This window comes from Streptomyces sp. SL06 (assembly GCF_058244745.1).
In genome coordinates, this window is the sequence record NZ_JBSYOT010000002.1 from 5,327,925 (window position 1) to 5,349,037 (window position 21,113).

The following is a 21,113-nucleotide window of genomic DNA, read 5'->3' on the forward strand; positions in this document are numbered from 1 at the left end:
AGGCCCCCGGCCCTGGGTCCGGCCCCTGACCGAGCACGCTTGCGGCCTTGGCGTGACCACCGGCGCGAGCCCGCCCGGTCGAGCAGGGCTCCCCGGCCCCGGTCCGAGCCCAGCCCGTCACGGCCGCGCGCCGAGCGCCCCGCGGACGGGGCCGGTCCGGTCAGACCACCGCGCCCCGTCCCGGGTCGTCGTCGTCCTCGTCGCCCGTGCGCATCCGCATGACCAGGGTGGCGAAGCCGCCGAGGAAGCCGCCGATGCTCAGGGTCGTCAGCCACCAGGTCATCTCCCAGCCGAGCACCACCGCGAGCACCAGCAGCACGGGGCCGCCGAGCACGCCCAGCCAGGCGAACTTCGACGTGGCGTCGCCGTCGGGCAGTGGCGGCGGCTCCGGCGGCACGAAGTGGCCCTCGTCGGACTCGTCCAGGTCGTCGTCGGACGGCTCGGCCGGCGTGTGGTCGCGCGGGCCCACCCCGGGCGCGAACGCGACGGAGCTGCCCAGCGGCCGGGTCGAGGCGGGCCGGTCCGCCTCGGGCTTGTCGTCGTTCGTCTCGGGCTCAAGCAACGCCAGGTCCTCCACCGACTTGAAGGGCTTCGCACCCGGCGGGTCCGGCGGCTCGTCCCCGTACCCGGCGACGATCGCGGCCCACGCGGCATCCTCGTCGAAGGGCACGCCCTCTTCCTCGGGCCCGCGGTCCGCCGCGCGCTCCCGGCCCTCGCGATGCTCCCGCTCCCGCTCCTCGCGGTCCTCGCGGTCGGAGTCGTGCTCAGCCACCTGCGGTCGTCCCTTCCTTGCCGAGACCGGGCTCCGGCTCCCCGACGGAACCGGGCGCGAGCCGGGCGATGAACGCGACGCTCTCCGCGAAGATCCGGTCCGCATCGTGGTCCAACGTCGCCACGTGGTAGCTCTGTTCCAGCAGGATCTCCGTCACGTCCGTCGACGACACCCGGCCGAGGATCCGGGCCGAGTCGGCCGGCGGCACCACATGGTCCTGCGGGCTGCGCAGCAACAGCAGCGGCTGGGTCACCTGCGGCAGGTCGCCGTCGGTGAGGCGGAAGAACCTGCGCAGCGAGTGCGCCGCGTGCAGCGGCACCCTGTCGTACCCCAGCTCGGCACCGAGCGGCTCGGCGATGTCACTGGCGATGCCCTTCGTCGAGGGCACCAGATGGCGCAGGACCGGCAGGGCGTGCTGGGCCACACCGTGCATCCGGTTGGCCGGGTTGACGACCACGACGCCCGAGACCGCGTCCCCGTGCTTCGCGGCCAGCCGCAGCGCCAGCGCGCCGCCCATGGACAGACCGGCCACGAAGACCCGCGCGCAGTGCTCGCGCAGGGCGCGCAGCTCGCGGTCCACCTCCGCGTACCAGTCCTGCCAGCCGGTGACCTGCATGTCCTGCCAGCGCGTGCCGTGTCCGGGCAGCAGCGGCAGCGCGACGGTCAGACCGCGCGCGGCCAGATACCGGGCCCAGGGGCGCAGCGACTGCGGGGTGCCCGTGAAGCCGTGGCAGAGGAGGACGCCGGTCTCGCCGCCCTCGTGGCGGTACGGCTCGGCGCCGGGCAGGACCGGCACGTCTCGGTCTCCTGTCGTCAGGGGGCCGGCACAGCCGGCACGTCGTGTGCGGTGCTCGTGGGTAACTTGCGGCTACTTCACCGTACGCGACCGCACTGACACCGACCAGGGCCGTCGGGGCCATTGACGGTGCCCCGGGTTAAGGTCTGACCCACAGACACAGGAGGCACTCGCTTGTTGTACGGCGCGATGAAGGTCACCATCGGGGGTTCGCTGAAGCTCGCCTTCCGGCCCTGGGTGGAGGGCCTGGAGCACATCCCGGCCGACGGCCCCGCCATTTTGGCGAGCAACCACCTGTCGTTCTGCGACTCGTTCTTCCTGCCGGCCGTCCTGGACCGCAAGGTCACCTTCATCGCCAAGGCCGAGTACTTCAACACGCCCGGGATCAAGGGCCGGCTGACCGCCGCCTTCTTCAAGGGCGTCGGCCAGCTCCCCGTGGACCGCTCCGGCGCGCGCGGCGCGGGCGAGGCCGCCGTCAAGAGCGGCACAGAGGTCCTGGAGCGCGGCGAGCTGTTCGGCATCTACCCCGAGGGCACGCGCTCCCCGGACGGCCGGCTCTACCGCGGCAAGCCCGGCGGCCTCGCGCGCGTGGCGCTCGCGACCGGCGCCCCCGTGATACCGGTCGCCATGATCGACACCGAGAAGATCCAGCCCCCCGGGCAGGTGATGCCGAAGCTGATGCGGCCCGGCATCCGGATCGGGAAGCCGCTGGACTTCGCCCGCTACCAGGGCATGGAGCACGACCGCTTCGTGCTCCGCGCGGTGACCGACGAGGTCATGTACGAGATCATGAAGCTCTCCGGCCAGGAGTATGTCGACATGTACGCGACCGCCATGAAGCGGAAGCTCGCGGAGGCGGCCAAGGCCGAGAAGGAGGCGGGCAAGGCGGCAAGGGCCGCGCTCGCCCAGGCGGAGAAGGAGCAGACCGACAAGGAGAAGGCGGCCGAGCGGGAACGCCCCGAGGAGCGGTAGGGGCCGCACCCGGGCACCGGGGGCCGAGGACGGGGGGACATGGCCAGGCGCGAGAGAGTCATGAGGATGTCGGTCGAGCAGCCGCTGTGGCGCGCGCTCGCCGGCTACCGCGTGCTCACCATGCTGTACGCGATCGGCTTCTTCGTCACCGCCCACTCCGGCTTCGCCCGCCCCTGGCTGGCCGTCGCCTACTACGCCGTCCTCTTCGTGTGGACCCTGGCCACCCTCCCCAAGGTCGCGAGCGCGGCGAGCTGCACCAAGCGCTTCCTCGCCGCCGACCTCACCGTCGCGCTGGCCGGCATCCTGCTCACGCCGTTCGCCGACGCCCACCAGCGGGTCATGGACGGCGGCCCCACCCTGCCCTCGATATGGACCGCCGGCTCCGTCCTGGCCTTCGCCCTCAAGGGCGGCTGGCGCTGGGCCGCCGCCGCCTCCACCCTCGTCGCCGCCGCCAACCTGCTCGAACGCGGCACCCCGGCCCGCGACACCGTCCACAACGTCATCCTGGTCTGGGTCGCCTCCATCGCGATCGGCTACGTCGTCGAGGTCGCCCGCGCCTCCGAGCGCACCCTCGCGCGCGCCCTGGAGATCGAGGCGGCGACCAGGGAGCGGGAGCGGCTCGCCCGGGACATCCACGACAGCGTGCTCCAGGTGCTGGCGATGGTGCAGCGGCGCGGCGCCGTCATCGGCGGCGAGGCGGCCGAGCTGGGCCGGATGGCCGGTGAGCAGGAGGTCGCGCTGCGCACCCTGGTCTCCGGCGGCCTGGTGCCCGTATCCCGCGTGTCGGAGGACACCGCCGAGGGCGCGGTCGTACGGGCGGTGGACGAGCCCGAGCGGCAGGATCCGGACGGCCCCGTCGACCTGCGGGCCCTGCTCGCCCCGTACGCCGGCTCCCTGGTGAACCTCGCCGAGCCGGGCGCGCCGGTCCCGATGGCCCCGGACGCCGCCCGGGAGCTGGCGGCCGCCGTGGGGGCCGCGCTGGACAACGTCCGCAAGCACGTCGGTGAGCACGCGCGCGCGTGGATCCTGGTCGAGGACGAGCCGGACGAGGTGATCGTCACCGTCCGCGACGAGGGGCCCGGCATCGCGGACGGGCGGCTCGCCGAGGCCGAGGGCGAGGGGCGGCTCGGCGTGGCCCTGTCGATCCGGGGCCGGCTGCGCGACCTGGGCGGCACGGCCGAACTGATCTCGGTGCCCGGCCAGGGCACGGAGGTCGAACTGAGGGCACCGAAGGAAACCGGCGGCGCCGCCGCGCGGGGGAAGGCAGCGGACCATGAGTGAACGACAGGGACCGATCAGGGTCATGGTGGTCGACGACCACCCGATGTGGCGCGACGCCGTCGCCAGGGACCTGGCCGAGTCCGGGTTCGACGTGGTCGCCACCGCGGGCGACGGCGACCAGGCGGTGCGCCGCGCCCGAGCGGCCGGACCCGAGGTCCTCGTGCTCGACCTCAATCTGCCCGGCAAGCCCGGCGTCCAGGTCTGCAAGGAGGTCGTGGGCGCCGATCCGAAGCTGCGCGTCCTCGTGCTCTCCGCGAGCGGGGAGCACGCCGACGTGCTGGAGGCGGTGAAGTCCGGCGCGACCGGATATCTGCTGAAGTCCGCCTCCACCGAGGAGTTGCGGGACGCGGTGCGCCGCACGGCCGCCGGCGACCCGGTCTTCACCCCGGGGCTGGCCGGCCTGGTCCTCGGCGAGTACCGCCGGCTCGCCTCCGAGCCCGCGCCCGCCGCGGGGGCCGACGACCCCGGGGCGCCCCGGCTGACCGACCGGGAGACCGAGGTCCTGCGCCTGGTCGCCAAGGGGCTGAGCTACAAGCAGATCGCCGAACGCCTTGTCATCTCCCACCGCACCGTGCAGAACCACGTCCAGAACACCCTCGGCAAGCTCCAGCTGCACAACCGCGTGGAGCTGGTGCGGTACGCGATAGAGCGAGGTCTGGACGACGCGTGACGCGTGCCCTCTCCGGATGATCGTCGGTTGACCGGCGGAGGCGGGCGCGGGGTCGTATATTCGGCCCGGAGTCCACCAAGAACGGGAGCGGTCATGGAAATCCTGGCCTTCGGCGTCCAGGCCGACGAGAAGCCTCTGATCGAACAGGCCTTCCGCGACCAGGAAGAGGTGCGCTGCCTGGACGTCTTCCTGAACGAGGACACCGCGCCCATCGCGGCGGGACACGAGATCATCTCCACGTCCGTCAATGCCGACCTCGGGGCGAACGTCCTGGAGATCCTCGCGGCCGGCGGCACCCGGTTGGTGGCCCAGCGTTCCACCGGCTTCAACAACATCGACCTCGACACGGCCGAGCGGCTCGGCATGACCGTCGCCCGGGTGTCGCACTACTCGCCGTACTCGGTCGCCGAGTTCGCCTGGGCCCTCGCCATGGCCGTCAACCGCCGGATCGTGCGCGCCTCCACCCGCACCCGCGACTTCGACTTCCGCCTGCACGGACTGATGGGCCGGGACATGCACGGCCGCACCGCCGGCGTCATCGGCACTGGAAAGATCGGCGAGGCCTTCGCCCGGATCGCGCACGGCTTCGGCATGCGGCTGCTCGGCTGGGACGTCGCCGAGAACCCCGCCTGCGCGGAACTCGGCATGCGCTACGTCCCGAAGGACGAGCTGCTCGCCCGGTCCGACGTGATCACCCTGCACGTCCCGCTGATGCCCGAGACCCGGCACCTGATCGACGCGACCGCCCTGAAGGCGATGCGGGACGACGCCATCCTCGTCAACACCAGCCGCGGCGGCCTCGTCGACACCGCCGCGCTCGTCGGCGAACTGCGCGCGGGCCGCTTCGCCGGCGTGGGCCTGGACGTGTACGAGGCGGAGGCGGGCCTGTTCTTCCTCGACAAGTCGCTGGAGGCCATCGAGGACGACACCCTGGCCCGCCTGGTCACCTTCCCGAACGTCCTGGTCACCTCGCACCAGGCGTACTACACCGGGGACGCCGTCGCCCAGATCGTCGAGGCGACGGCACGCAATGTCCTCGACTACCGGGAGGGCCGCCGCTCGGAGAACGTGCTGGTGCCGCGCGGCTGACGAAGGGGTCCGGCCATCAGCGCCGCGACGATCGCCGGACCGTTCAGCGTCAACACGGACTCGGGATGGAACTGCACCGAGGCGAACCCCGCGGCGCGCAGCGCGTGCACGTCGCCGTCGGCCGCGCGGCTCACCTCCACGCCGTGCGCGGCCAGCTCGGCGGCCGCCTCGTCGTCGCAGCGCGCGGTGCAGCTGTTGTAGAAGCCCACGGTCTCGCGCCGCCCGAACAGCTCGATCTCCGTCTGCGCTCCCTGGTACGGGATCTCCTTGCGGACGATGTCGAGGCCCAGCTCCGCCGCGATCAGCTCGTGCCCGAGGCAGACGCCGAGGACGCCGTGCCGGTTCTCCCGCAGGCTGTCGGCGGCCAGGGCGCGCAGGAAGCGCATCTTCGGGTCGGCGGTGTCGGAGGGGTCACCGGGGCCCGGCCCCAGCACCACCGGACCCGCGTGCCCGAGCACCGCCGCGCGCAGCCCCGGTTCGTCGTAGCGGCGCACGCTCACGGCGAGCCCCGAGGAGCGCAGCACGTGCGCGAGCATCGCCGTGAAGGTGTCCTCCCCGTCGACCACCAGGGCGTGCCCCGTGAGCGCGTGCGAGGGCTCCTGCATCCGCAGCCAGAACGGGGAGAGCGAGGCGCGGCGCCCGTCCAGCGCGGCCCGCACCCGGGGGTCGTCGGCCAGCCTCGGCGGCTCGGCCCCGGTACGCGGGCGGGACGGCCGTACGCCCAGCGCGGCCAGCACCCCGGCCGCCTTGGCGTGGGTCTCCGCGACCTCGCCCGCCGGGTCCGAGCCGCGCACCAGCGTCGCGCCGACCGGCACCCCCAGCCGTCCGTCCGCGTCGATGTCGGCGGTACGGATGAGGATGGGCGAGTCGAGGGTCTGGGCGCCGGCCGGGTCCTGCCCGAGCAGGGCCAGCGCGCCCGCGTAGTAGCCGCGCCCGCCGACCTCGTGCCGCTGGACGACCCGGCAGGCGTTCTGCACCGGTGAGCCGGTGACCGTCGCCGCGAACATCGTCTCCCTGAGCACCTCCCGCACGTCCAGCGAGGAACGGCCGCGCAGTTCGTACTCGGTGTGCGCGAGGTGCGCCATCTCCTTGAGCCGCGGCCCGACGACCACGCCGCCCATGTCGCCGACGGTGCACATCATCTTGAGTTCCTCGTCGACCACCATCGACAGCTCCTCGATCTCCTTGCCGTCGGCGAGGAAACGCAGCAGGTGCTCGGGGGTGGGCCCCTCGGCGGGGTAGCGGTAGGTCCCGCTGATCGGGTTCATGACGACCGTGCCGCCGGACATCCGCACGTGCACCTCGGGGCTGGCCCCCACCAGGGTCCGGTCCCCCGTGTGCACGACGAACGTCCAGTACGCGCCCCGCTCGCCCTCCAGCAGCCGCCGGAACAGCGCCAGCGCGTCGGCCCGCCCGAACCCCGGGATCCGGCCCCGGTACGTCCGCCGGATCACGAAGTTGGCGCCCTCGCCGGCGCCGATCTCCTCGTCCAGCACCCGCCCGACGATCCGCGCGTACTCGTCGTCGTCGACGTCGAAGCCGCCGCCCCCGACCCGGACCTCGTGCGCGGGGAGCCGGTCGAGGGCCTCGGCGAGCGGGATGTCGTACCGCTCCTCGGGGGTCAGCGCCAGCAGGGGCGTGCCGTCGTCGCGGACGTCGAAGCCGCGCTCGCGGATCTGCCGGAAGGGGATGAGCGCCAGTCCCTCGGCGGGCAGTTCGGCGAGTCTGTCGTGCCGTGTCACCGGGCCGAGCAGCAGCTCCACGGTGTCGTGGTCGTGGCCGGGGGTGCGGCGGCGCAGCAGGGCGAACGGGCGGGGGTCGGCCAGCAGGCCGTCGAGCGGTGTCATGGGCGGTGTCCCTCTCGGTCTCTCGTCGAGACCCTCGGCGGGAGGGGCGGCCCGGTCGCGAAAACGCCGAAGGCCGCCCCCTCGGGCGGCCTTCGCGAAGTCTTTCGGTACGCGCAGTCAGTGGGCCGCCGGACGAGCGGTCCACCACCAGGTCTGGGTCGAGTGCGCGAACATGGGCGGAAGAGTACCCCATGGCCCGCTGTCCGCGGAGCGTACGGCGTGTCTCATTCCCTGGGCATGGGGCCGGGGGCCCGATCCGACCCCGTAGTGTTGAGGCCGTGACCGTGAACGCTGATTCTCAAAGCGTCGCCGCTCAGGCGACATGGCGAAACCTGCCGGCGGCGCAGCAGCCCGAGTACCCGGATGCCGAGGCTCTGCGCGATGTGATCGCCGAGCTTGAAACGTATCCCCCGCTGGTGTTCGCCGGCGAGTGCGACCAGCTGCGTGAGCGCATGGCCGCGGTCGCCCGAGGAGAGGCGTTTCTGCTCCAGGGCGGTGACTGCGCGGAGTCCTTCGACGCGGTGTCGGCCGAGCACATCCGGGCGAAGCTCAAGACCCTGCTCCAGATGGGCGCCGTCCTCACCTACGCCGCGTCCGTGCCCGTGGTGAAGGTCGGCAGGATCGCCGGGCAGTACTCCAAGCCGCGCTCCAAGCCGACCGAGACCCGTGACGGCGTGACGCTGCCGACCTACCGCGGCGACTCCGTCAACGGCTTCGACTTCACCGAGGCGGCCCGGATCCCGGACCCCGAGCGGCTCAAGCGGATGTACCACGCCTCCGCGTCCACGCTGAACCTGGTGCGCGCCTTCACCACCGGCGGCTACGCCGACCTGCGCCAGGTGCACGCCTGGAACCAGGACTTCGTGAAGTCGTCCCCGTCCGGCCAGCGCTACGAGCAGCTCGCCCGGGAGATCGACAACGCGCTGAACTTCATGCGGGCCTGCGGCACCGACCCGGAGGAGTTCAAGACCGTCGAGTTCTTCTCCTCGCACGAGGCGCTGCTGATGGACTACGAGTCGGCGCTCACCCGCGTCGACTCGCGCACCGGGCAGCTGTACGACGTCTCCGGGCACATGGTGTGGATCGGTGAGCGCACCCGGCAGATGGACCACGCGCACATCGAGTTCGCCTCCAGGATCCGCAATCCGATCGGCGTCAAGCTGGGCCCGTCCACCACGGCCGAGGAGGCGCTGCAGTACATCGAGCGGCTGGACCCCGACCGCGAGCCGGGCCGGCTGACCTTCATCGTGCGCATGGGCGCGGACAAGATCCGCGACAGGCTTCCCGAGCTGGTGGAGAAGGTCACCGCGTCCGGCGCCGCCGTCGTCTGGATCACCGACCCGATGCACGGCAACACCTACGAGGCGGCCTCCGGGCACAAGACCCGCCGCTTCGACGACGTGCTCGACGAGGTCAAGGGCTTCTTCGAGGTCCACAAGTCGCTCGGCACCCACCCGGGCGGCATCCATGTGGAGCTGACCGGCGACGATGTCACCGAGTGCGTGGGCGGCGGCGACGAGATCTTCGTCGACGACCTGCACCAGCGCTACGAGACGGCGTGCGACCCGCGGCTGAACCGCAGCCAGTCGCTCGACCTGGCGTTCCTGGTGGCGGAGATGTACCGGGACCAGTGACACGCGGCCCGCCCCCTCGCACGGGTGCGGGGGCGCGGAAGGCTGAGAAGCGGAATGGGGCGCGGGTCACACACGATCCGCGCCCCGTCCACTTTTGTCGACCTTGCGTCGTGGGTAAGGTTAGGTTTGCCTCACCGACCAGTCGGGCCTCCGGTCGTCGTCGGTACGGCACGACCATGTACCCCGCTCGGGAGGTGAACCGCGTGTTCGTCTGCAGCTGTTTCGGTGTCACCGAGGAACAGGTGAAGAGTCACGCGGACGCCGGTGCGTGCACGCCCCGGCAGATCGCCTCGGCCTGCAAGGCGGGCACCGACTGCGGCGGCTGCGTACGGCGCATCCAGGCGCTGCTCGGCCGTGGCGCCTGCCCCCGCCGGCGCCTGGCCGACCAGGGCGAACCGGTCCTCACGGAGCTTCCGGAAGCCGCCTAGCGCGTCCTCAGTGGGTGGAGAACCCGCTGGTGCCCGGCCCGGACGCGTCCGGCTGGGTCTGCTCGATCACCGTCGACAGGTAGAGCGACTCGCCCAGCTTCTCGATCAGGTCCAGCTGGGTGTCCAGATAGTCGATGTGGTGCTCCTCGTCGGCGAGGATCGCCTCGAAGACGTTGGCCGACGTGATGTCGTGCTTGGCCCGCATCACCTCGACGCCCCGGCGCAGCCGGTCGATGGCCTCGACCTCGATCTCCCGGTCGGCCTGGAACATCTCGGTCACGCTCTGGCCGACTCGCACATGGAAGAGCCGCTGGTAGTTCGGCAGGCCGTCCAGAAGCAGGATGCGGTCGGTGAGCACCTCGGCGTGGCGCATCTCGTCGAAGGACTCCGCACGCGTGTACTTCGCGAGTTTGGTCCAGCCCTTGTGGTCCTGCAGCTTCGCGTGCAGGAAGTACTGGTTGATCGCCGTCAGCTCGGCGGTCAGCTGCTCATTGAGGAACTCGATGACCTCGGGGTCGCCCTGCATCGATTGAGGCTCCTTCGAACGGGAACTGGCGTGTTGCGCCGCATGATTGCATCGGCGTCGAAGATCGTCCAGTAAGTCTTGACTTAGTAAGTAAGTACAGGCTTAGTCCGGCTTGTTCGTGTTTGTCCGAGTGTAAGGGGGCGGGTCGGGGGCATCGGTCCGGGTCTGTCAGGATGGAGGCATGGGTCAGCCGGCGGGGAACGAATCGGGACAAGGCGGTCCGGAAGGAGCGCCGGGGCCCGGACTCCCACCGGGACAGCGACTACAGCGCGGCTGGCCGGTCACGCACTACGGACCGGTCCCCAGGTTCCGCCCCGAGCGCTGGGAATTCCGGGTCTTCGGCGCCACCGCCGACGGTGACAAGCACGGCTGGACCCACGAGGAGTTCACCGCCCTGCCGTACACCACGGTCGTCGCCGACCTGCACTGCGTGACGAAGTTCAGCATGCTCGGCGCCGAGTGGGGCGGCGTGCCGGCCACCACGATCCTGGACCTCGCCCCGCCCGCGCCCGCCGTCACCCACGTGATGGTGTGGGCGGAGTACGGGTTCAGCTCCAACCTGCGGCTCGCCGACTTCGCCGCCGAAGGCACCCTCTTCGCCACCCACAAGGACGGCGAGCTGCTCACCGCCGAGCACGGCTTCCCGCTGCGGCTGGTCGTCCCGCACCTGTACGCCTGGAAGGGCCCCAAGTGGGTCCGCGGCGTCGAGTACATGACGGCCGACCGCCGGGGCTTCTGGGAGGAACGCGGCTACCACAACATCGGCGACCCGTGGCGGGAGCAGCGCTACTCCTACCAGGAGGAACCCGGCGACGGCCCCGAGCCCTGAGCCGCTTCCCGCCGGGTCAGCCGTCCCGCAGCTTCTTCAGCCGCTCCACGTCCGCCGCGTGCCCCTGCCTGCCGCCGGGCGTCTCGATGACCAGCGGCACGCCCTCGGTCGCGGGGTGGGCCATCAGCGCCCGGAACGGGTCCTCGCCGATGTGACCCGCGCCGATGTTCTCGTGCCTGTCCTTGTGCGCGCCGGCCACGTCCTTGGAGTCGTTGGCGTGGATCAGCCTCAGCCGGCCCTCGCCGACCGTGTCCACCAGCAGATCCAGCGTCTGCCGCATGCCCGACGGCCCGGTCAGGTCGTGGCCCGCCGCGAAGACGTGGCAGGTGTCCAGGCACACGCCCAGCCTCGGGTGGGCGTCCAGGGCCTCGAAGTACGGGCCGAAGTCCCAGGTGCGCGAGCACAGGGAGGCGCCCTGGCCGGCCGTCGACTCCAGCAGCAGATACGGGTCGTCGTCGTGGGTCAGCTCGTCGAGCAGCGGGAGCATGCGCTCCCGTACCTGGTTCAGCGCCACCGACCGGTCCCGGCCGCCGGTCGCGCTTCCGGTGTGCACGACCACGCCGAGCGCCCCGATCGCCCGCCCGCGCCGCAGCGAGTGCCGCAGCGACTCCACCGACCGCTCCACCGTCGCCTCCGTGTGCGAGCCGAAGTTGATCAGGTACGGGGCGTGCACGTACGCCGGGACGGACCCGCTCGCGCAGGCCTCCCGGAACGCCTCGTCCTGCTTCGGGTTGCCGGCCGGGGTGGCCCAGCCGCGCGGGTTGGCGACGAAGACCTGCACGGCCTCCGCCTTCAGCTCACGGGCGTAGGACAGGCCCACGGAGTGCAGGCCGCCGGCCACGGGGACATGAGCGCCGACGGGATTGCGGGGGAGCGCGGGGGTGCGGGAGCGGGCGGAGTGCTGACTGTTCACCCGTTCAGGGTGTCATGCGCCGTCACCCGTCCGGACCGTGTCTCCGGTCACTCCGGTCACCTGATGGTGATCTTGATGGTGGATCCCTTGGGCGCCGTCCGACCGCCGTCCACGGACTGGTCCTTCACGGTGTCGCCGAACAGCCCCAGCAGCCCGCGGTTCTCGTCCACCTCGAAGCCGGCGTCCTTGAGCCTCCGCTTGGCGTCGGCCACGCTGTCGCCGACCACGTCGGGGACCTCGATCATCTCGGGGCCCTTGGAGACCGTGAGCGTCACCGTGTCGCCCTCGGCGGCCCGGCTGCCCGGGTCCGGCGTCTGCCGGGCGACCCGGCCGCTGTCGTACTCGGAGTTGACCCGCTCGGTGGCGACCTCCACCTTCAGACCGGCCTCCGTCAGCTCGGACCTGGCGTCCTCCAGGTCGTCGCCGGTGACGTCCGGGACGTCGATCGGGCTGCCCTTGCTGACGACCAGCGCGACCGCCGAGCCCCCGCGCACGGTGGTGCCCGCCCCGGGCTTCGTGGAGATCACGAAGCCCTTGGGCACCTCGTCGCTGAACTCCGTGGTCACCATCCCCGGCTCCAGCCCTTCGTCCTTGAGCAGCGTCCGGGCCCGGTCCAGCCGGTAGCCCGCCGCGTCCGGCAGCTTCACCGTGTCGGGGCCCCTGGAGACCGTGAACGACACGGAGGCGTTCTTGCGGATGCGGGTGCCCACGCCGGGGTCGGTGCTGATGACCTGGCCGCGGTCCACGGTGTCGCTGTAGGCCCGCCGCACCGTGCCGACGCCCAGCCCGGCGTCCGCCAGCCGGTCCCTGGCCTGTGCCTCGGTCTTGGACAGCAGCGCCGGCACCCTGGTGAACTGGCCGGAGTTGATGTACCAGACGCCCGTGCCGACGCCGAGCACCAGCAGCACGGCCAGGACGATCACCAGCGGACCGCGCCGCAGCTCGGGGCGGCGGCGCCTGGGCGGGAGCGGCGGGGCGGTCGCCAGCCGGCTGGTGTGCTGGACGCCGTCGGCGGCGCCGTCGTCGTCCTCGTTCACCGGGAGCGGCCGGGGCATGGCCGGCGCGCGCGGGATCACGCTCGTACGGTCGTCGGCGTTGTCGTGCTCCGCGGTGAGCGCCTGCGGCGGCATCGCGTCCAGCTGGTCCGTGCTCAGCGCCTCGCGCGCCCGGCGGGCCCGCGCGAGCAGGGCCACCGCGTCGTGCGGCCGGACCTCGGGGTTGCGCGCGGTCGCCGCGGCCACCAGGTCGTCCAGCTCGTACGCCATCCCCGGTACGGCGGCCGACGGCGGCGGCACGTCCTCGTGGAGGTGCTTGTAGAGCACCTGGGCGGGGGAGTCGCCCTCGTGCGGCTTGGCGCCGGTCAGCATCTCGTACAGCAGGACACCGCACGCGTACACGTCGACCCGGGGATCGGCGGTGCCCTGCTCGATCTGCTCGGGGGCCAGGTAGGAGACCGTGCCGAGGACGGCGCCGGTGGTGCTGGTGACGGTGTTCACGGCCCGGACCAGCCCGAAGTCGGCGACCTTGACCCGGCCGTCGTCCCCGATCAGGACGTTCTCCGGCTTCATGTCCCGGTGCACGAACCCGGCCCGGTGCGCGGCGCCGAGCGCGGCCAGCACCGGCTCCAGGATGTCCAGCGCGGCCCTCGGCCGCAGCGCCCCGCGCTCGCGCAGCACGTCGCGCAGGGTGCAGCCGGAGACGTACTCCATGGCCAGATAGACGTACGCCCCCTCGGCCCCCTGGTCGAAGACCTGGACGACATTGGGGTGGTCGAGCCGGGCCACCGACCTGGCCTCGCGGATGAACCGCTCGACGAAGGCGGCGTCGGTCGCGAGCGCCGGGTGCATCACCTTCAGCGCGAGCACGCGGTCCAGGCGGGTGTCCACGGCCCGGTAGACCGTGGCCATGCCGCCGACCGCGATCCGCGCCTCGACGCGGTACCGGCCGTCGAGCACCTGCCCGACGAGAGGGTCCTGAAGGGTCGTGTCCACGCAGGTGAGTGTACGAGCCGGCACCGACACCCCACGGCGCCGCCCGAAATCGGAGCGGTACTGCAGCGCACCTGTGACGCTTCCCACGACGGGCGAGGCCCGCCTCCCGCCGGGCCGGAAACGGGTGCCGCGCGGGCGGGAGAACAGACGCCGGGACGGCGCGGGCTCACCCGAAAGCGGGCCGCTCCAGATCCGCCAGGCCCTCCGCGGGGGAGGACGCCTCGGCGAAGTACCGCCGCGGAATCCGTCCCGCCAGCCGCGCCAACCGCCCCGCCTCCACGGCGTGCCGCATCCCCTCCGCCATGAGCACCGGCTCCCGCGCCCGCGTCACCGCCGAGGCCAGCATCACGCCCGCGCACCCCAGCTCCATGGCCAGCGCCACGTCCGACGCCGTACCCGCCCCCGCGTCCAGGATCACCGGCACGCGCGCGTGCTCCACGATCAGCCGGAAGTTGTGCGGGTTGCGGATCCCGAGCCCGGACCCGATCGGCGAACCCAGCGGCATGATCGCCGCACACCCGGCGTCCTCCAGCTTCCGCGCGAGCACCGGGTCGTCGTTCGTGTACGGCAGCACCGTGAACCCGTCGTCGACCAGCGTCTCCGCCGCGTCCAGCAGCTCGATCGGATCCGGCAGCAGGGTCCGCTCGTCGGCGATGACCTCCAGCTTGACCAGGTCCGTGCCGAGCGCCTCGCGCGCGAGCCGGGCGGTGAGGACCGCCTCCCCGGCGGTGAAGCAGCCGGCCGTGTTCGGCAGCACCCGGATGCCGAGCCGGTCCAGTACGGACAGCACGGACCCGTGCACCGAGGCGTTCACGCGCCGCATCGCGACGGTCGTCAGCTCCGTGCCGGAGGCCACCAGCGCGCGCTCCAGCACATCCGGGCTGGGCGCCCCGCCGGTACCCATGATCAGGCGGGACGCGTACGGCGTGCCGCCGAGGACGAAGGGATCGTCGGCCATGGTCAGCCTCCTTGGACGGCGGTGAGGACCTCGACGCGGTCGCCCTCGGCCAGGGCGGTGGCGGGCCACTGCGCGCGCGGGACGACGGTTTCGTTCAGGGCGGCGGCCACGCCGGACGGCGCCGCGGTGAGCGTGCCCACCAGCGCGTCCAGGACCGTGCCGGGAGCCACCTCGCGCGGCTCGCCGTTGACGGAGATGTTCATGCGGGCCGCTCCGAGAGTGCGGGGGCGGCGCTGAAGCGCCGCGGGGTGAAGGGGCGTGCCTCGTCCGGCAGCTCCCCGGTGGTCAGGGTGTGCGCCATGGCGTCGCCGGTGACCGGGGTGAGCAGGACGCCGTTGCGGTAGTGCCCGGTGGCCAGCAGCAGACCGTCCAGCTCCGTCGGGCCGAGCAGCGGGGCGTTGTCGGGGGAGCCGGGGCGCAGGCCCGCCCGGGTCTCCGTCAGGGGCAGCTCGGTGATGCCGGGTACCAGCTCATGGGCGTCGCGCAGCAGCTCGTAGACGCCGCCGGCGGTGACCGTCGTGTCCCAGCCCAGTTCCTCGCTGGTGGCCCCGACGACGAGTTCGCCGCTCTCCCGGGGCACCAGGTAGACGTGGTTGCCGCGCACCACGGCGCGCACCGTCCGGTTCAGCAGCGGCCCGTGCGTGCGCGGCATCGTCAGCCGCAGCACCTGCCCCTTCACGGGCCGCACCGGCGGCAGCACCGCCTCCGGCACCCCCGCAAGCCGCCCGCTCAGGCTCCCCGCGGCCAGCACCACCTGCCCGGCCTCCAGCGCCGTGCCGTCGGCGGTGACGATCCCCGTGGCCCGCTCGCCGCGCCCGACGGCGAGCCGGTCGGCCCACACCCGGTGGAAGACCACGCCCGCGTGCGCGCAGGCCGACACGAGCGCGTGGGCGAGGCGCCGGGGGTCGATCTGGTGGTCGCCGTCCACCCGCAGCCCGCCGCGCACACCCGGCGCGAGCATCGGCTCCAGACGCCGGCACTCACGCCCCGACAGCCACTCCGACTCCAGGCCGGAACGCCGCTGGAGCGCGTGCAGTTCGCGCAGATGGGCGCGGTCGTCGGCGTCCAGCGCGACGGCGAGGGTGCCGCAGCGTCGGTAGCCGAGGTCCTGGCCGGTGAGATCGCTCAGCTCGGCCGCGAACTCCGGGTAGCGGCGGGCCGAGGCGAGGTTCAGCGCGAGCAGCGTCTGCTCGCCGTGGTGCAGCTCGGTGACGGCGGCCAGCATCCCCGCCGCCACCTGGGCGGCCCCGCCGCCCGGCTCGGGGTCCACGAGAGCCGTGACCAGCCCGCGCTGCGCGGCCCGCCAGGCAGTGACCAGCCCGACGATCCCGCCGCCGACCACGAGGACATCGGGCGCCCCGGGCGCACGCGACGTGCGCGGGGACGTGTGCGGTGCGGACGACGTGTGCGGTGGAGACGACGTGTGCGGTGGAGACGACGTGTGCGGTGGAGACGACATGGGTGTCCAGCCCCTCCCTTCGCCGGCATGACCCGGATCAGGTTCGTACGGTCGGAGGCCGCCAGCCTCCCTCTCAGCCCGGTGCGTCCGGGCTCCCGCGCATGCTCTGTCCCAGCCAGCCTAGCCTCCGGCGCGCCGCGCTCGCAGGGGCCCCCGCCCGGCCGGGACGTGGCTCGGTCACCGCCCGCGCCCCCACCGACGCGATGTCAGGTGTCTAAGGTGATCGGGTGAGCGAGCAGACGCGGGAACGGGGACGGGAAGCGGGCACGGACGCGGAGCGGCGCGTGGTCGTCGTCGGCGCCGGCATGGCGGGCGTGCAGACCGCGGTCGCCCTGCGGGAGCGGGGCTTCAAGGGCACCGTGACACTGATCGGGGCCGAGCCGCACCAGCCCTACGACCGGCCCCCGCTGTCCAAGGCCGTCCTGCTCGGCACGGCCGAGGGCTCCGCCTTCGAACGTCGACTTCAAGTCGCTCGGCATCACCCTGCGGCTCGGCTGCGAGGCCCTGGGCCTCCGCCCCGGCGAGCACCTCCTCGACACCTCGCAGGGCCCCGTGCCCTACAACGTCCTGGTCCTCGCGACCGGCGCCGAACCGGTCCGGCTGCCCGGCGCCGGGAGCGTGCCCGGCGTGCACCTGCTGCGCACCCTGGACGACGCCGAACGACTGCGCCCGGTGCTCGCCCGGCAGCACGACATCGTGGTCGTCGGCGCCGGCTGGATCGGCGCCGAGTTCGCCACCGCCGCGCGCGAGGCGGGCTGCGCGGTGACCGTCGTGGAGGCCGCCGACCGGCCCCTCGCCGACGCGCTGCCCGCCGAGGTGGCCGCGCCGATGACCGCCTGGTACGCCGACGCGGGCGCCGTGCTGCGCACCCACGCGCGCGTGGAGCACATCGAGCCCGGCGGCCCCGGGCAGCCCGCACGGGTCGTCCTCGACGACGGCTCGCGGCTGCCCGCCGGCGCGGTCGTCGTCGGGATCGGCGCCCGCCCTGCCACCGGCTGGCTCACCGGCTCCGGGATCCCCCTCGGCGCGCACGGCGACATCCTGGCCGACGACCGGCTGCGCACCGGCGTGCCGGACGTGTACGCGGTCGGCGACTGCGCCTCCTTCCCCTCCGGCCGCTACGGCGAGCGGCTGCTGGTGCACCACTGGGACAACGCCCTCCAGGGCCCGCGCACGGTCGCCGCCGACATCGTCGGGGGCCCCGCCGGGGAGACCGCGGGGGCCTACGACCCGGTGCCGTACTTCTGGTCCGAGCAGTTCGGCCGCTTCGTCCAGTACGCCGGTCACCACACGGCCGCCGACACCACCCTGTGGCGCGGCGACCCCACGGGCCCGGCCTGGACGGTCTGCTGGCTGCGCGGGGACCGCCTGGTCGCGCTGCTGGCGGTGGGCCGCCCCCGCGACCTGGCCCAGGGCAGACGCCTGATCCAGGCGGGCACGGCGATGGACCCGGCACTGCTGGCCGACCCGGCGAGACCGCTGAAGGCGGCGACCGCCTAGGTGCCGCCCAGCTGTGTCGTCCCGGCCCGCGGGCGGGCCGGACGGGCCCGGCTTCCGACTGTCGGTGCCAGATGGCAGGCTGGAGACGTGACCGAGATTGACGCAAAGATCGATGCTCTCGTGCCTGCCTGGCTCACCGTCCCCGACATCGCCGAGCTGCTCGGCGTCGAGGTGACCCGGGTGCGCCAGCTGATCAGGGAAGGCCAGCTCATCGCCGTACGCCGCGGCGAGAACCGCGCGCTGCACGTCCCCGCGGCCTTCATCGACGAGGACAAGGTCGTCAAGGGCCTGGCCGGGACCCTGACGCTGCTGCGGGACGACGGCTTCACGGCCGAGGAGATGCTGGAGTGGCTCTTCACGCCCGACCCGTCGCTGCCCGGCAGCCCCGCGCAGGCGCTGAGCGAGAACCGCGGCACGGAGGTGAAGCGCCGCGCCCAGGCGCTCGCCGTCTGACCCGACACGCGGTCTGACCCGACACGCCGTCCGGCGCGCGGGCCCCCGACCACGGCCCAGGAGTCGTGTTCCGGCGGGCCCGCGCGCCGTGCGGTGCCCGTAAGCCAAGGCCGCGCGGCCCACCGCGGGCCCGCGCCACCGACCCCGGGGGACACACCCGTATGCCCGACACCGCCGCGACCGCCCGCGCCCGGCTCGCCGACGCCCGGCTCTACCTGTGCACGGACGCCCGCCGCAGCCAGGGCGACCTGCCCGAGTTCCTCGACGCCGTGCTCGCCGGCGGCGTCGACATCGTGCAGCTCCGCGACAAGGGAATGGAGGCGGCCGAGGAACTGGAGCACCTGAAGGTCTTCGCCGACGCCTGCGCCCGCCACGGCAGGCTCCTCGCGGTCAACGACCGGGCGGATGTCGCGCACGCCGCGCGGGCCGACGTGCTGCACCTCGGGCAGGGCGACCTCCCGGTGCCGGCCGCCCGCGCGATCCTCGGCGACGGCGTCCTCGTCGGCCGCTCCACGCACGCCGAGTCCGAGGCCGCCGCTGCCGCCGTCCAGGACGGTGTGGACTACTTCTGCACCGGTCCGTGCTGGCCGACCCCCACCAAGCCCGGCCGCCACGCGCCCGGCCTCGGCCTGGTCCGGTACACCGCGTCGCTGGGCACCGACCGGCCCTGGTTCGCCATCGGCGGCATCGACCTCGGCAACCTCGACGAGGTGCTGGAGGCGGGCGCCCGGCGGGTCGTCGTCGTCCGCGCGATCACCGCGGCGGGCGACCCCGGCGCGGCGGCGGCCGAGTTCACGAAGCGGCTGCGACAGGCGTAGCCGGACTGGTGGGGGACGCACCGGCGGGGGCGGACCGCCGGTACCGGGCGCGCGCGGGCGGGTGCCGGAGGCATGTGTCCAAAGAGTGGACAACAAATCGACAATGCAGACAAATATCCCGCATCCGGTTGGGTGGCCGCCGTCCCCCTGGCTAACCTGCAGATATGGCCCTCGGAACCGCAAGCACGAGGACGGATCGCGCCCGCACGGTGCGTGACATCCTCGCCACCGGCAAGACGACGTACTCGTTCGAGTTCTCGGCGCCGAAGACGCCCAAGGGCGAGAAGAACCTCTGGAGCGCGCTGAGGCGGGTCGAGGCCGTCGCGCCCGACTTCGTCTCCGTGACCTACGGCGCCGGCGGCTCCACCCGCGCGGGCACGGTCCGGGAGACCGAGCAGATCGCCGCCGACACCACCCTGACCCCCGTGGCCCACCTCACCGCCGTCGACCACTCCGTGGCCGAGCTGCGCAACACCATCGGCCAGTACGCCGACGCCGGGATCCGCAACATCCTGGCCGTGCGCGGCGACCCGCCAGGCGACCCGACGGCCGACTGGGTCCCGCACCCTCGGGGCCTGACCTACGCCGCCGAACTGGTCCGCCTCATCAAGGAGTCCGGCGACTTCTGCGTCGGCGTCGCCGCCTTCCCCGAGATGCACCCGCGCTCCGCCGACTGGGACGCGGACGTGACGCACTTCGTCGACAAGTGCCGGGCCGGCGCCGACTACGCGATCACACAGATGTTCTTCCAGCCCGACTCCTACCTGCGCCTGCGCGACAGAGTCGCCGCGGCCGGCTGCCGGACCCCCGTCATCCCCGAGGTCATGCCGGTCACCAGTGTGAAGATGCTGGAGAGGTTGCCAAAGCTCAGCAACGCCTCGTTCCCGGACGAGCTGAAGGAGCGGATCCTCGCAGCGAAGGACGATCCGACGGCTGTACGCTCGATCGGCATCGAGTTCGCCACGGAGTTCTGCGCGCGACTGCTGGCCGAGGGGGTGCCCGGACTGCACTTCATCACGCTCAACAACTCCACGGCGACGCTGGAAATCTACGAGAACCTGGGCCTGCACCACCCACCGCGGGCCTAGACCGGCCGCACGTATTTGCGACACACTGCGTAACGGCCACTGGGAGAGGGGCGTACATGGGCTGGACGGTCCTCTACATCGCGTTCGGCGGCGTCGCGCTGTGGCTGCTCGGCGAGGTGCTGCTGCAGTACAAGGCGCGGCTGCGCTGGCGGCTGCTCGCCTTCGGCGGCTTCCTCGGCGTCGTGGCCGGCGTGCTCCTGTCGAACGTGCTCGTCATCGGTCTTGGCGCGGTGGCCTTCGCGATCGGCCAGACCTACGTCACGCTGTCGTTCCGCCGCGGCTTCGAGGCCGGCTGGGCGGTCAACGCCCCGGCGGGCCTCAAGCGCGGCCGTCCCGAACGGGGGCGCCGGGAACCGACGTTGGAGGTCTCCGGCCTCGAAGCGGCCGAGGCGGGCCAGGACCACCGCGACGACTACGACCCGCACGCGCAGGGCCACACCCCGGGCCACGGCTTCCCGGCCTACGGCCACGACGAGTACGAGCGCGACAACGTCTTCACCCCGTCCCGCCCCGCAGACCCCATGGCCGCGGAGACCACCGCCGTCTACGAGCCGCAGCCCATGCCGGACGACACCGGCTCGTACGGCGTGTACGCCGACACCGGCTACGCCCAGGGCCAGCAGGCGGCTCCCACCGCGCCGGGCGCCGACCAGGCCTACGCCTACGACTACTCGGGCTACGGGCAGCAGCAGGGGTACGGCTACGACACCGCCGGCCAGCAGCAGTACGCCGCCTACTCCGACCCGTACATCGGCACCCACACCTACGACGGCTACGACGGCGCGACGTACGACACCGGCGGCTACGACACGACCGGCGGCCAGCAGCAGTACGCCCAGCAGGGCTACGGGCAGGACCAGTACGCCACCGGCACCCCCGGCGGCTACGGCGGCGAGACCCCGGCCGGCGGCGTGTGGGTGCCGCAGCAGCGCAGCACCGACGACCCCTACGGCGGCGAACTCCCGCCGGAGCAGACGTACCCGTACCAGGGCGACGGCCGGACACAGGGGCAGGGGCAGGGCCAGGGATACGACGAGCAGTACCGGTTCTGACGGCACCGTCACCGCCGGTTTCCGGCGACCGGGCCCC

At 73.0% G+C, this 21,113-nt stretch carries 21 protein-coding genes, 1 pseudogene and 1 riboswitch; of the genes and pseudogenes, 12 read left to right on the plus strand and 10 right to left on the minus strand.

Going from position 1 to position 21,113, the window contains the following annotated elements; genetic code table 11:
* Window positions 1-160 precede the first annotated feature (160 nt).
* Together AC4IHM_RS24405 and AC4IHM_RS24410 are read right to left on the minus strand one after the other, a co-directional pair.
* On the minus strand, window positions 161-772 hold the full coding sequence (locus tag AC4IHM_RS24405) for a hypothetical protein (protein ID WP_490869141.1): 612 nt from the start codon (window positions 770-772) through the stop codon (window positions 161-163).
* Entirely contained in the window at window positions 765-1,568 is an 804-nt protein-coding gene (locus AC4IHM_RS24410; RefSeq protein ID WP_490869142.1) for an alpha/beta hydrolase, read from the minus strand. The genes AC4IHM_RS24405 and AC4IHM_RS24410 overlap by 8 nt, the downstream gene beginning before the upstream one ends.
* Before the next feature lie 189 nt (window positions 1,569-1,757).
* Between AC4IHM_RS24410 and AC4IHM_RS24415 the strand changes: the two genes are divergently transcribed.
* The 4 genes from AC4IHM_RS24415 (at window position 1,758) to AC4IHM_RS24430 (ending at window position 5,580) form a co-directional block, all read left to right on the plus strand.
* The gene (locus AC4IHM_RS24415; RefSeq protein WP_490870923.1) at window positions 1,758-2,540 is read left to right on the plus strand and encodes a lysophospholipid acyltransferase family protein; all 783 of its coding nucleotides are present in this window, start codon (window positions 1,758-1,760) and stop codon (window positions 2,538-2,540) included.
* Window positions 2,541-2,579: 39 nt separating this feature from the next.
* A complete protein-coding gene (gene macS, locus AC4IHM_RS24420) occupies window positions 2,580-3,821 on the plus strand; it encodes a MacS family sensor histidine kinase (RefSeq protein WP_490869143.1) in 1,242 nt (413 codons plus the stop codon).
* Window positions 3,814-4,491, plus strand: a complete 678-nt coding sequence (locus tag AC4IHM_RS24425) for a response regulator (RefSeq protein ID WP_490869144.1) — start codon at window positions 3,814-3,816, stop codon at window positions 4,489-4,491. The genes macS and AC4IHM_RS24425 overlap by 8 nt, the downstream gene beginning before the upstream one ends.
* Before the next feature lie 93 nt (window positions 4,492-4,584).
* On the plus strand, window positions 4,585-5,580 hold the full coding sequence (locus AC4IHM_RS24430) for a 2-hydroxyacid dehydrogenase (protein ID WP_490869145.1): 996 nt from the start codon (window positions 4,585-4,587) through the stop codon (window positions 5,578-5,580).
* Here AC4IHM_RS24430 and AC4IHM_RS24435 read toward each other — a convergent pair.
* Complete coding sequence (locus AC4IHM_RS24435; protein ID WP_490869146.1) at window positions 5,532-7,427, minus strand: anthranilate synthase family protein; 1,896 nt, start codon at window positions 7,425-7,427, stop codon at window positions 5,532-5,534. The genes AC4IHM_RS24430 and AC4IHM_RS24435 overlap by 49 nt on opposite strands.
* 117 nt (window positions 7,428-7,544) lie before the next feature.
* Window positions 7,545-7,751: a trp operon leader peptide gene (locus tag AC4IHM_RS24440; protein WP_490869147.1), complete on the minus strand. Its 207-nt coding sequence runs from the start codon at window positions 7,749-7,751 to the stop codon at window positions 7,545-7,547.
* Here AC4IHM_RS24440 and AC4IHM_RS24445 point away from each other — a divergent pair.
* Both AC4IHM_RS24445 and AC4IHM_RS24450 read left to right on the plus strand, forming a co-directional pair.
* On the plus strand, window positions 7,706-9,061 hold the full coding sequence (locus tag AC4IHM_RS24445; protein ID WP_490869148.1) for a class II 3-deoxy-7-phosphoheptulonate synthase: 1,356 nt from the start codon (window positions 7,706-7,708) through the stop codon (window positions 9,059-9,061). The two genes, AC4IHM_RS24440 and AC4IHM_RS24445, sit on opposite strands and share 46 nt — an antisense overlap.
* A gap of 176 nt (window positions 9,062-9,237) precedes the next feature.
* On the plus strand, window positions 9,238-9,489 hold the full coding sequence (locus AC4IHM_RS24450) for a (2Fe-2S)-binding protein (protein ID WP_490869149.1): 252 nt from the start codon (window positions 9,238-9,240) through the stop codon (window positions 9,487-9,489).
* A 7-nt stretch (window positions 9,490-9,496) separates the two neighbouring features.
* On the opposite strand, the gene bfr is transcribed toward AC4IHM_RS24450, so the two are convergent.
* Window positions 9,497-10,015: a bacterioferritin gene (gene bfr, locus AC4IHM_RS24455; RefSeq protein WP_490869150.1), complete on the minus strand. Its 519-nt coding sequence runs from the start codon at window positions 10,013-10,015 to the stop codon at window positions 9,497-9,499.
* A 181-nt stretch (window positions 10,016-10,196) separates the two neighbouring features.
* On the opposite strand from bfr, the gene AC4IHM_RS24460 reads away from it, so the two are divergent.
* The gene (locus AC4IHM_RS24460; RefSeq protein ID WP_490869151.1) at window positions 10,197-10,844 is read left to right on the plus strand and encodes a sulfite oxidase-like oxidoreductase; all 648 of its coding nucleotides are present in this window, start codon (window positions 10,197-10,199) and stop codon (window positions 10,842-10,844) included.
* 16 nt (window positions 10,845-10,860) lie between these two features.
* Here the strand turns inward: AC4IHM_RS24460 and AC4IHM_RS24465 are convergent, their stop codons facing one another.
* The 5 genes from AC4IHM_RS24465 to thiO all read right to left on the minus strand — a co-directional run bounded on the left by AC4IHM_RS24465 (window position 10,861) and on the right by thiO (window position 16,165).
* Window positions 10,861-11,757 (minus strand): deoxyribonuclease IV, encoded by an 897-nt coding sequence (locus AC4IHM_RS24465; RefSeq protein WP_490869152.1) that lies wholly within the window; start codon window positions 11,755-11,757, stop codon window positions 10,861-10,863.
* A 56-nt stretch (window positions 11,758-11,813) separates the two neighbouring features.
* Entirely contained in the window at window positions 11,814-13,748 is a 1,935-nt protein-coding gene (pknB, locus tag AC4IHM_RS24470) for a Stk1 family PASTA domain-containing Ser/Thr kinase (protein ID WP_490869153.1), read from the minus strand.
* A 166-nt stretch (window positions 13,749-13,914) separates the two neighbouring features.
* Window positions 13,915-14,706 carry a thiazole synthase gene (locus tag AC4IHM_RS24475; protein WP_490869154.1) on the minus strand — a complete coding sequence of 264 codons (792 nt, stop codon included), beginning with the start codon at window positions 14,704-14,706 and terminating at the stop codon, window positions 13,915-13,917.
* Window positions 14,707-14,708: 2 nt separating this feature from the next.
* Window positions 14,709-14,909, minus strand: a complete 201-nt coding sequence (thiS, locus tag AC4IHM_RS24480) for a sulfur carrier protein ThiS (RefSeq protein ID WP_490869155.1) — start codon at window positions 14,907-14,909, stop codon at window positions 14,709-14,711.
* Window positions 14,906-16,165: a glycine oxidase ThiO gene (thiO, locus tag AC4IHM_RS24485; protein WP_490869156.1), complete on the minus strand. Its 1,260-nt coding sequence runs from the start codon at window positions 16,163-16,165 to the stop codon at window positions 14,906-14,908. Before thiO ends, thiS begins: the two co-directional genes overlap by 4 nt.
* A riboswitch (TPP riboswitch) is annotated at window positions 16,163-16,274 on the minus strand. Its footprint overlaps the gene before it by 3 nt.
* A 175-nt stretch (window positions 16,275-16,449) precedes the next feature.
* On the opposite strand from thiO, the pseudogene AC4IHM_RS24490 reads away from it, so the two are divergent.
* From AC4IHM_RS24490 to AC4IHM_RS24510, 5 genes and pseudogenes are all read left to right on the plus strand, one after another.
* Window positions 16,450-17,665: pseudogene (locus AC4IHM_RS24490) on the plus strand (NAD(P)/FAD-dependent oxidoreductase).
* Between the two features lie 87 nt (window positions 17,666-17,752).
* On the plus strand, window positions 17,753-18,118 hold the full coding sequence (locus AC4IHM_RS24495; RefSeq protein WP_490869157.1) for an Rv2175c family DNA-binding protein: 366 nt from the start codon (window positions 17,753-17,755) through the stop codon (window positions 18,116-18,118).
* A gap of 161 nt (window positions 18,119-18,279) precedes the next feature.
* Window positions 18,280-18,936, plus strand: coding sequence for a thiamine phosphate synthase (gene thiE, locus AC4IHM_RS24500; RefSeq protein WP_490869158.1), 657 nt, complete (start codon window positions 18,280-18,282; stop codon window positions 18,934-18,936).
* A 164-nt stretch (window positions 18,937-19,100) separates the two neighbouring features.
* Window positions 19,101-20,024: a methylenetetrahydrofolate reductase [NAD(P)H] gene (gene metF / locus AC4IHM_RS24505; RefSeq protein ID WP_490869159.1), complete on the plus strand. Its 924-nt coding sequence runs from the start codon at window positions 19,101-19,103 to the stop codon at window positions 20,022-20,024.
* 56 nt (window positions 20,025-20,080) lie between these two features.
* A complete protein-coding gene (locus AC4IHM_RS24510) occupies window positions 20,081-21,076 on the plus strand; it encodes an SCO2102 family sporulation regulator (RefSeq protein ID WP_490869160.1) in 996 nt (331 codons plus the stop codon).
* Window positions 21,077-21,113 lie beyond the last annotated feature (37 nt).

What these genes read in the sequence shown, in the direction of transcription:
- AC4IHM_RS24415 (WP_490870923.1), top strand. Translation starts at nt 1,758, where the DNA reads ATGAAGGTCACCATCGGGGGTTCGCTGAAGCTCGCCTTCCGGCCCTGG.
- macS (WP_490869143.1), top strand. Translation starts at nt 2,580, where the DNA reads ATGGCCAGGCGCGAGAGAGTCATGAGGATGTCGGTCGAGCAGCCGCTG.
- AC4IHM_RS24425 (WP_490869144.1), top strand. Translation starts at nt 3,814, where the DNA reads ATGAGTGAACGACAGGGACCGATCAGGGTCATGGTGGTCGACGACCAC.
- AC4IHM_RS24430 (WP_490869145.1), top strand. Translation starts at nt 4,585, where the DNA reads ATGGAAATCCTGGCCTTCGGCGTCCAGGCCGACGAGAAGCCTCTGATC.
- AC4IHM_RS24435 (WP_490869146.1), bottom strand. Translation starts at nt 7,427, where the DNA reads ATGACACCGCTCGACGGCCTGCTGGCCGACCCCCGCCCGTTCGCCCTG.
- AC4IHM_RS24440 (WP_490869147.1), bottom strand. Translation starts at nt 7,751, where the DNA reads ATGTCGCCTGAGCGGCGACGCTTTGAGAATCAGCGTTCACGGTCACGG.
- AC4IHM_RS24450 (WP_490869149.1), top strand. Translation starts at nt 9,238, where the DNA reads ATGTACCCCGCTCGGGAGGTGAACCGCGTGTTCGTCTGCAGCTGTTTC.
- bfr (WP_490869150.1), bottom strand. Translation starts at nt 10,015, where the DNA reads ATGCAGGGCGACCCCGAGGTCATCGAGTTCCTCAATGAGCAGCTGACC.
- AC4IHM_RS24460 (WP_490869151.1), top strand. Translation starts at nt 10,197, where the DNA reads ATGGGTCAGCCGGCGGGGAACGAATCGGGACAAGGCGGTCCGGAAGGA.
- AC4IHM_RS24475 (WP_490869154.1), bottom strand. Translation starts at nt 14,706, where the DNA reads ATGGCCGACGATCCCTTCGTCCTCGGCGGCACGCCGTACGCGTCCCGC.
- thiS (WP_490869155.1), bottom strand. Translation starts at nt 14,909, where the DNA reads ATGAACATCTCCGTCAACGGCGAGCCGCGCGAGGTGGCTCCCGGCACG.
- thiO (WP_490869156.1), bottom strand. Translation starts at nt 16,165, where the DNA reads ATGTCGTCTCCACCGCACACGTCGTCTCCACCGCACACGTCGTCTCCA.
- thiE (WP_490869158.1), top strand. Translation starts at nt 18,280, where the DNA reads ATGCCCGACACCGCCGCGACCGCCCGCGCCCGGCTCGCCGACGCCCGG.
- metF (WP_490869159.1), top strand. Translation starts at nt 19,101, where the DNA reads ATGGCCCTCGGAACCGCAAGCACGAGGACGGATCGCGCCCGCACGGTG.
- AC4IHM_RS24510 (WP_490869160.1), top strand. Translation starts at nt 20,081, where the DNA reads ATGGGCTGGACGGTCCTCTACATCGCGTTCGGCGGCGTCGCGCTGTGG.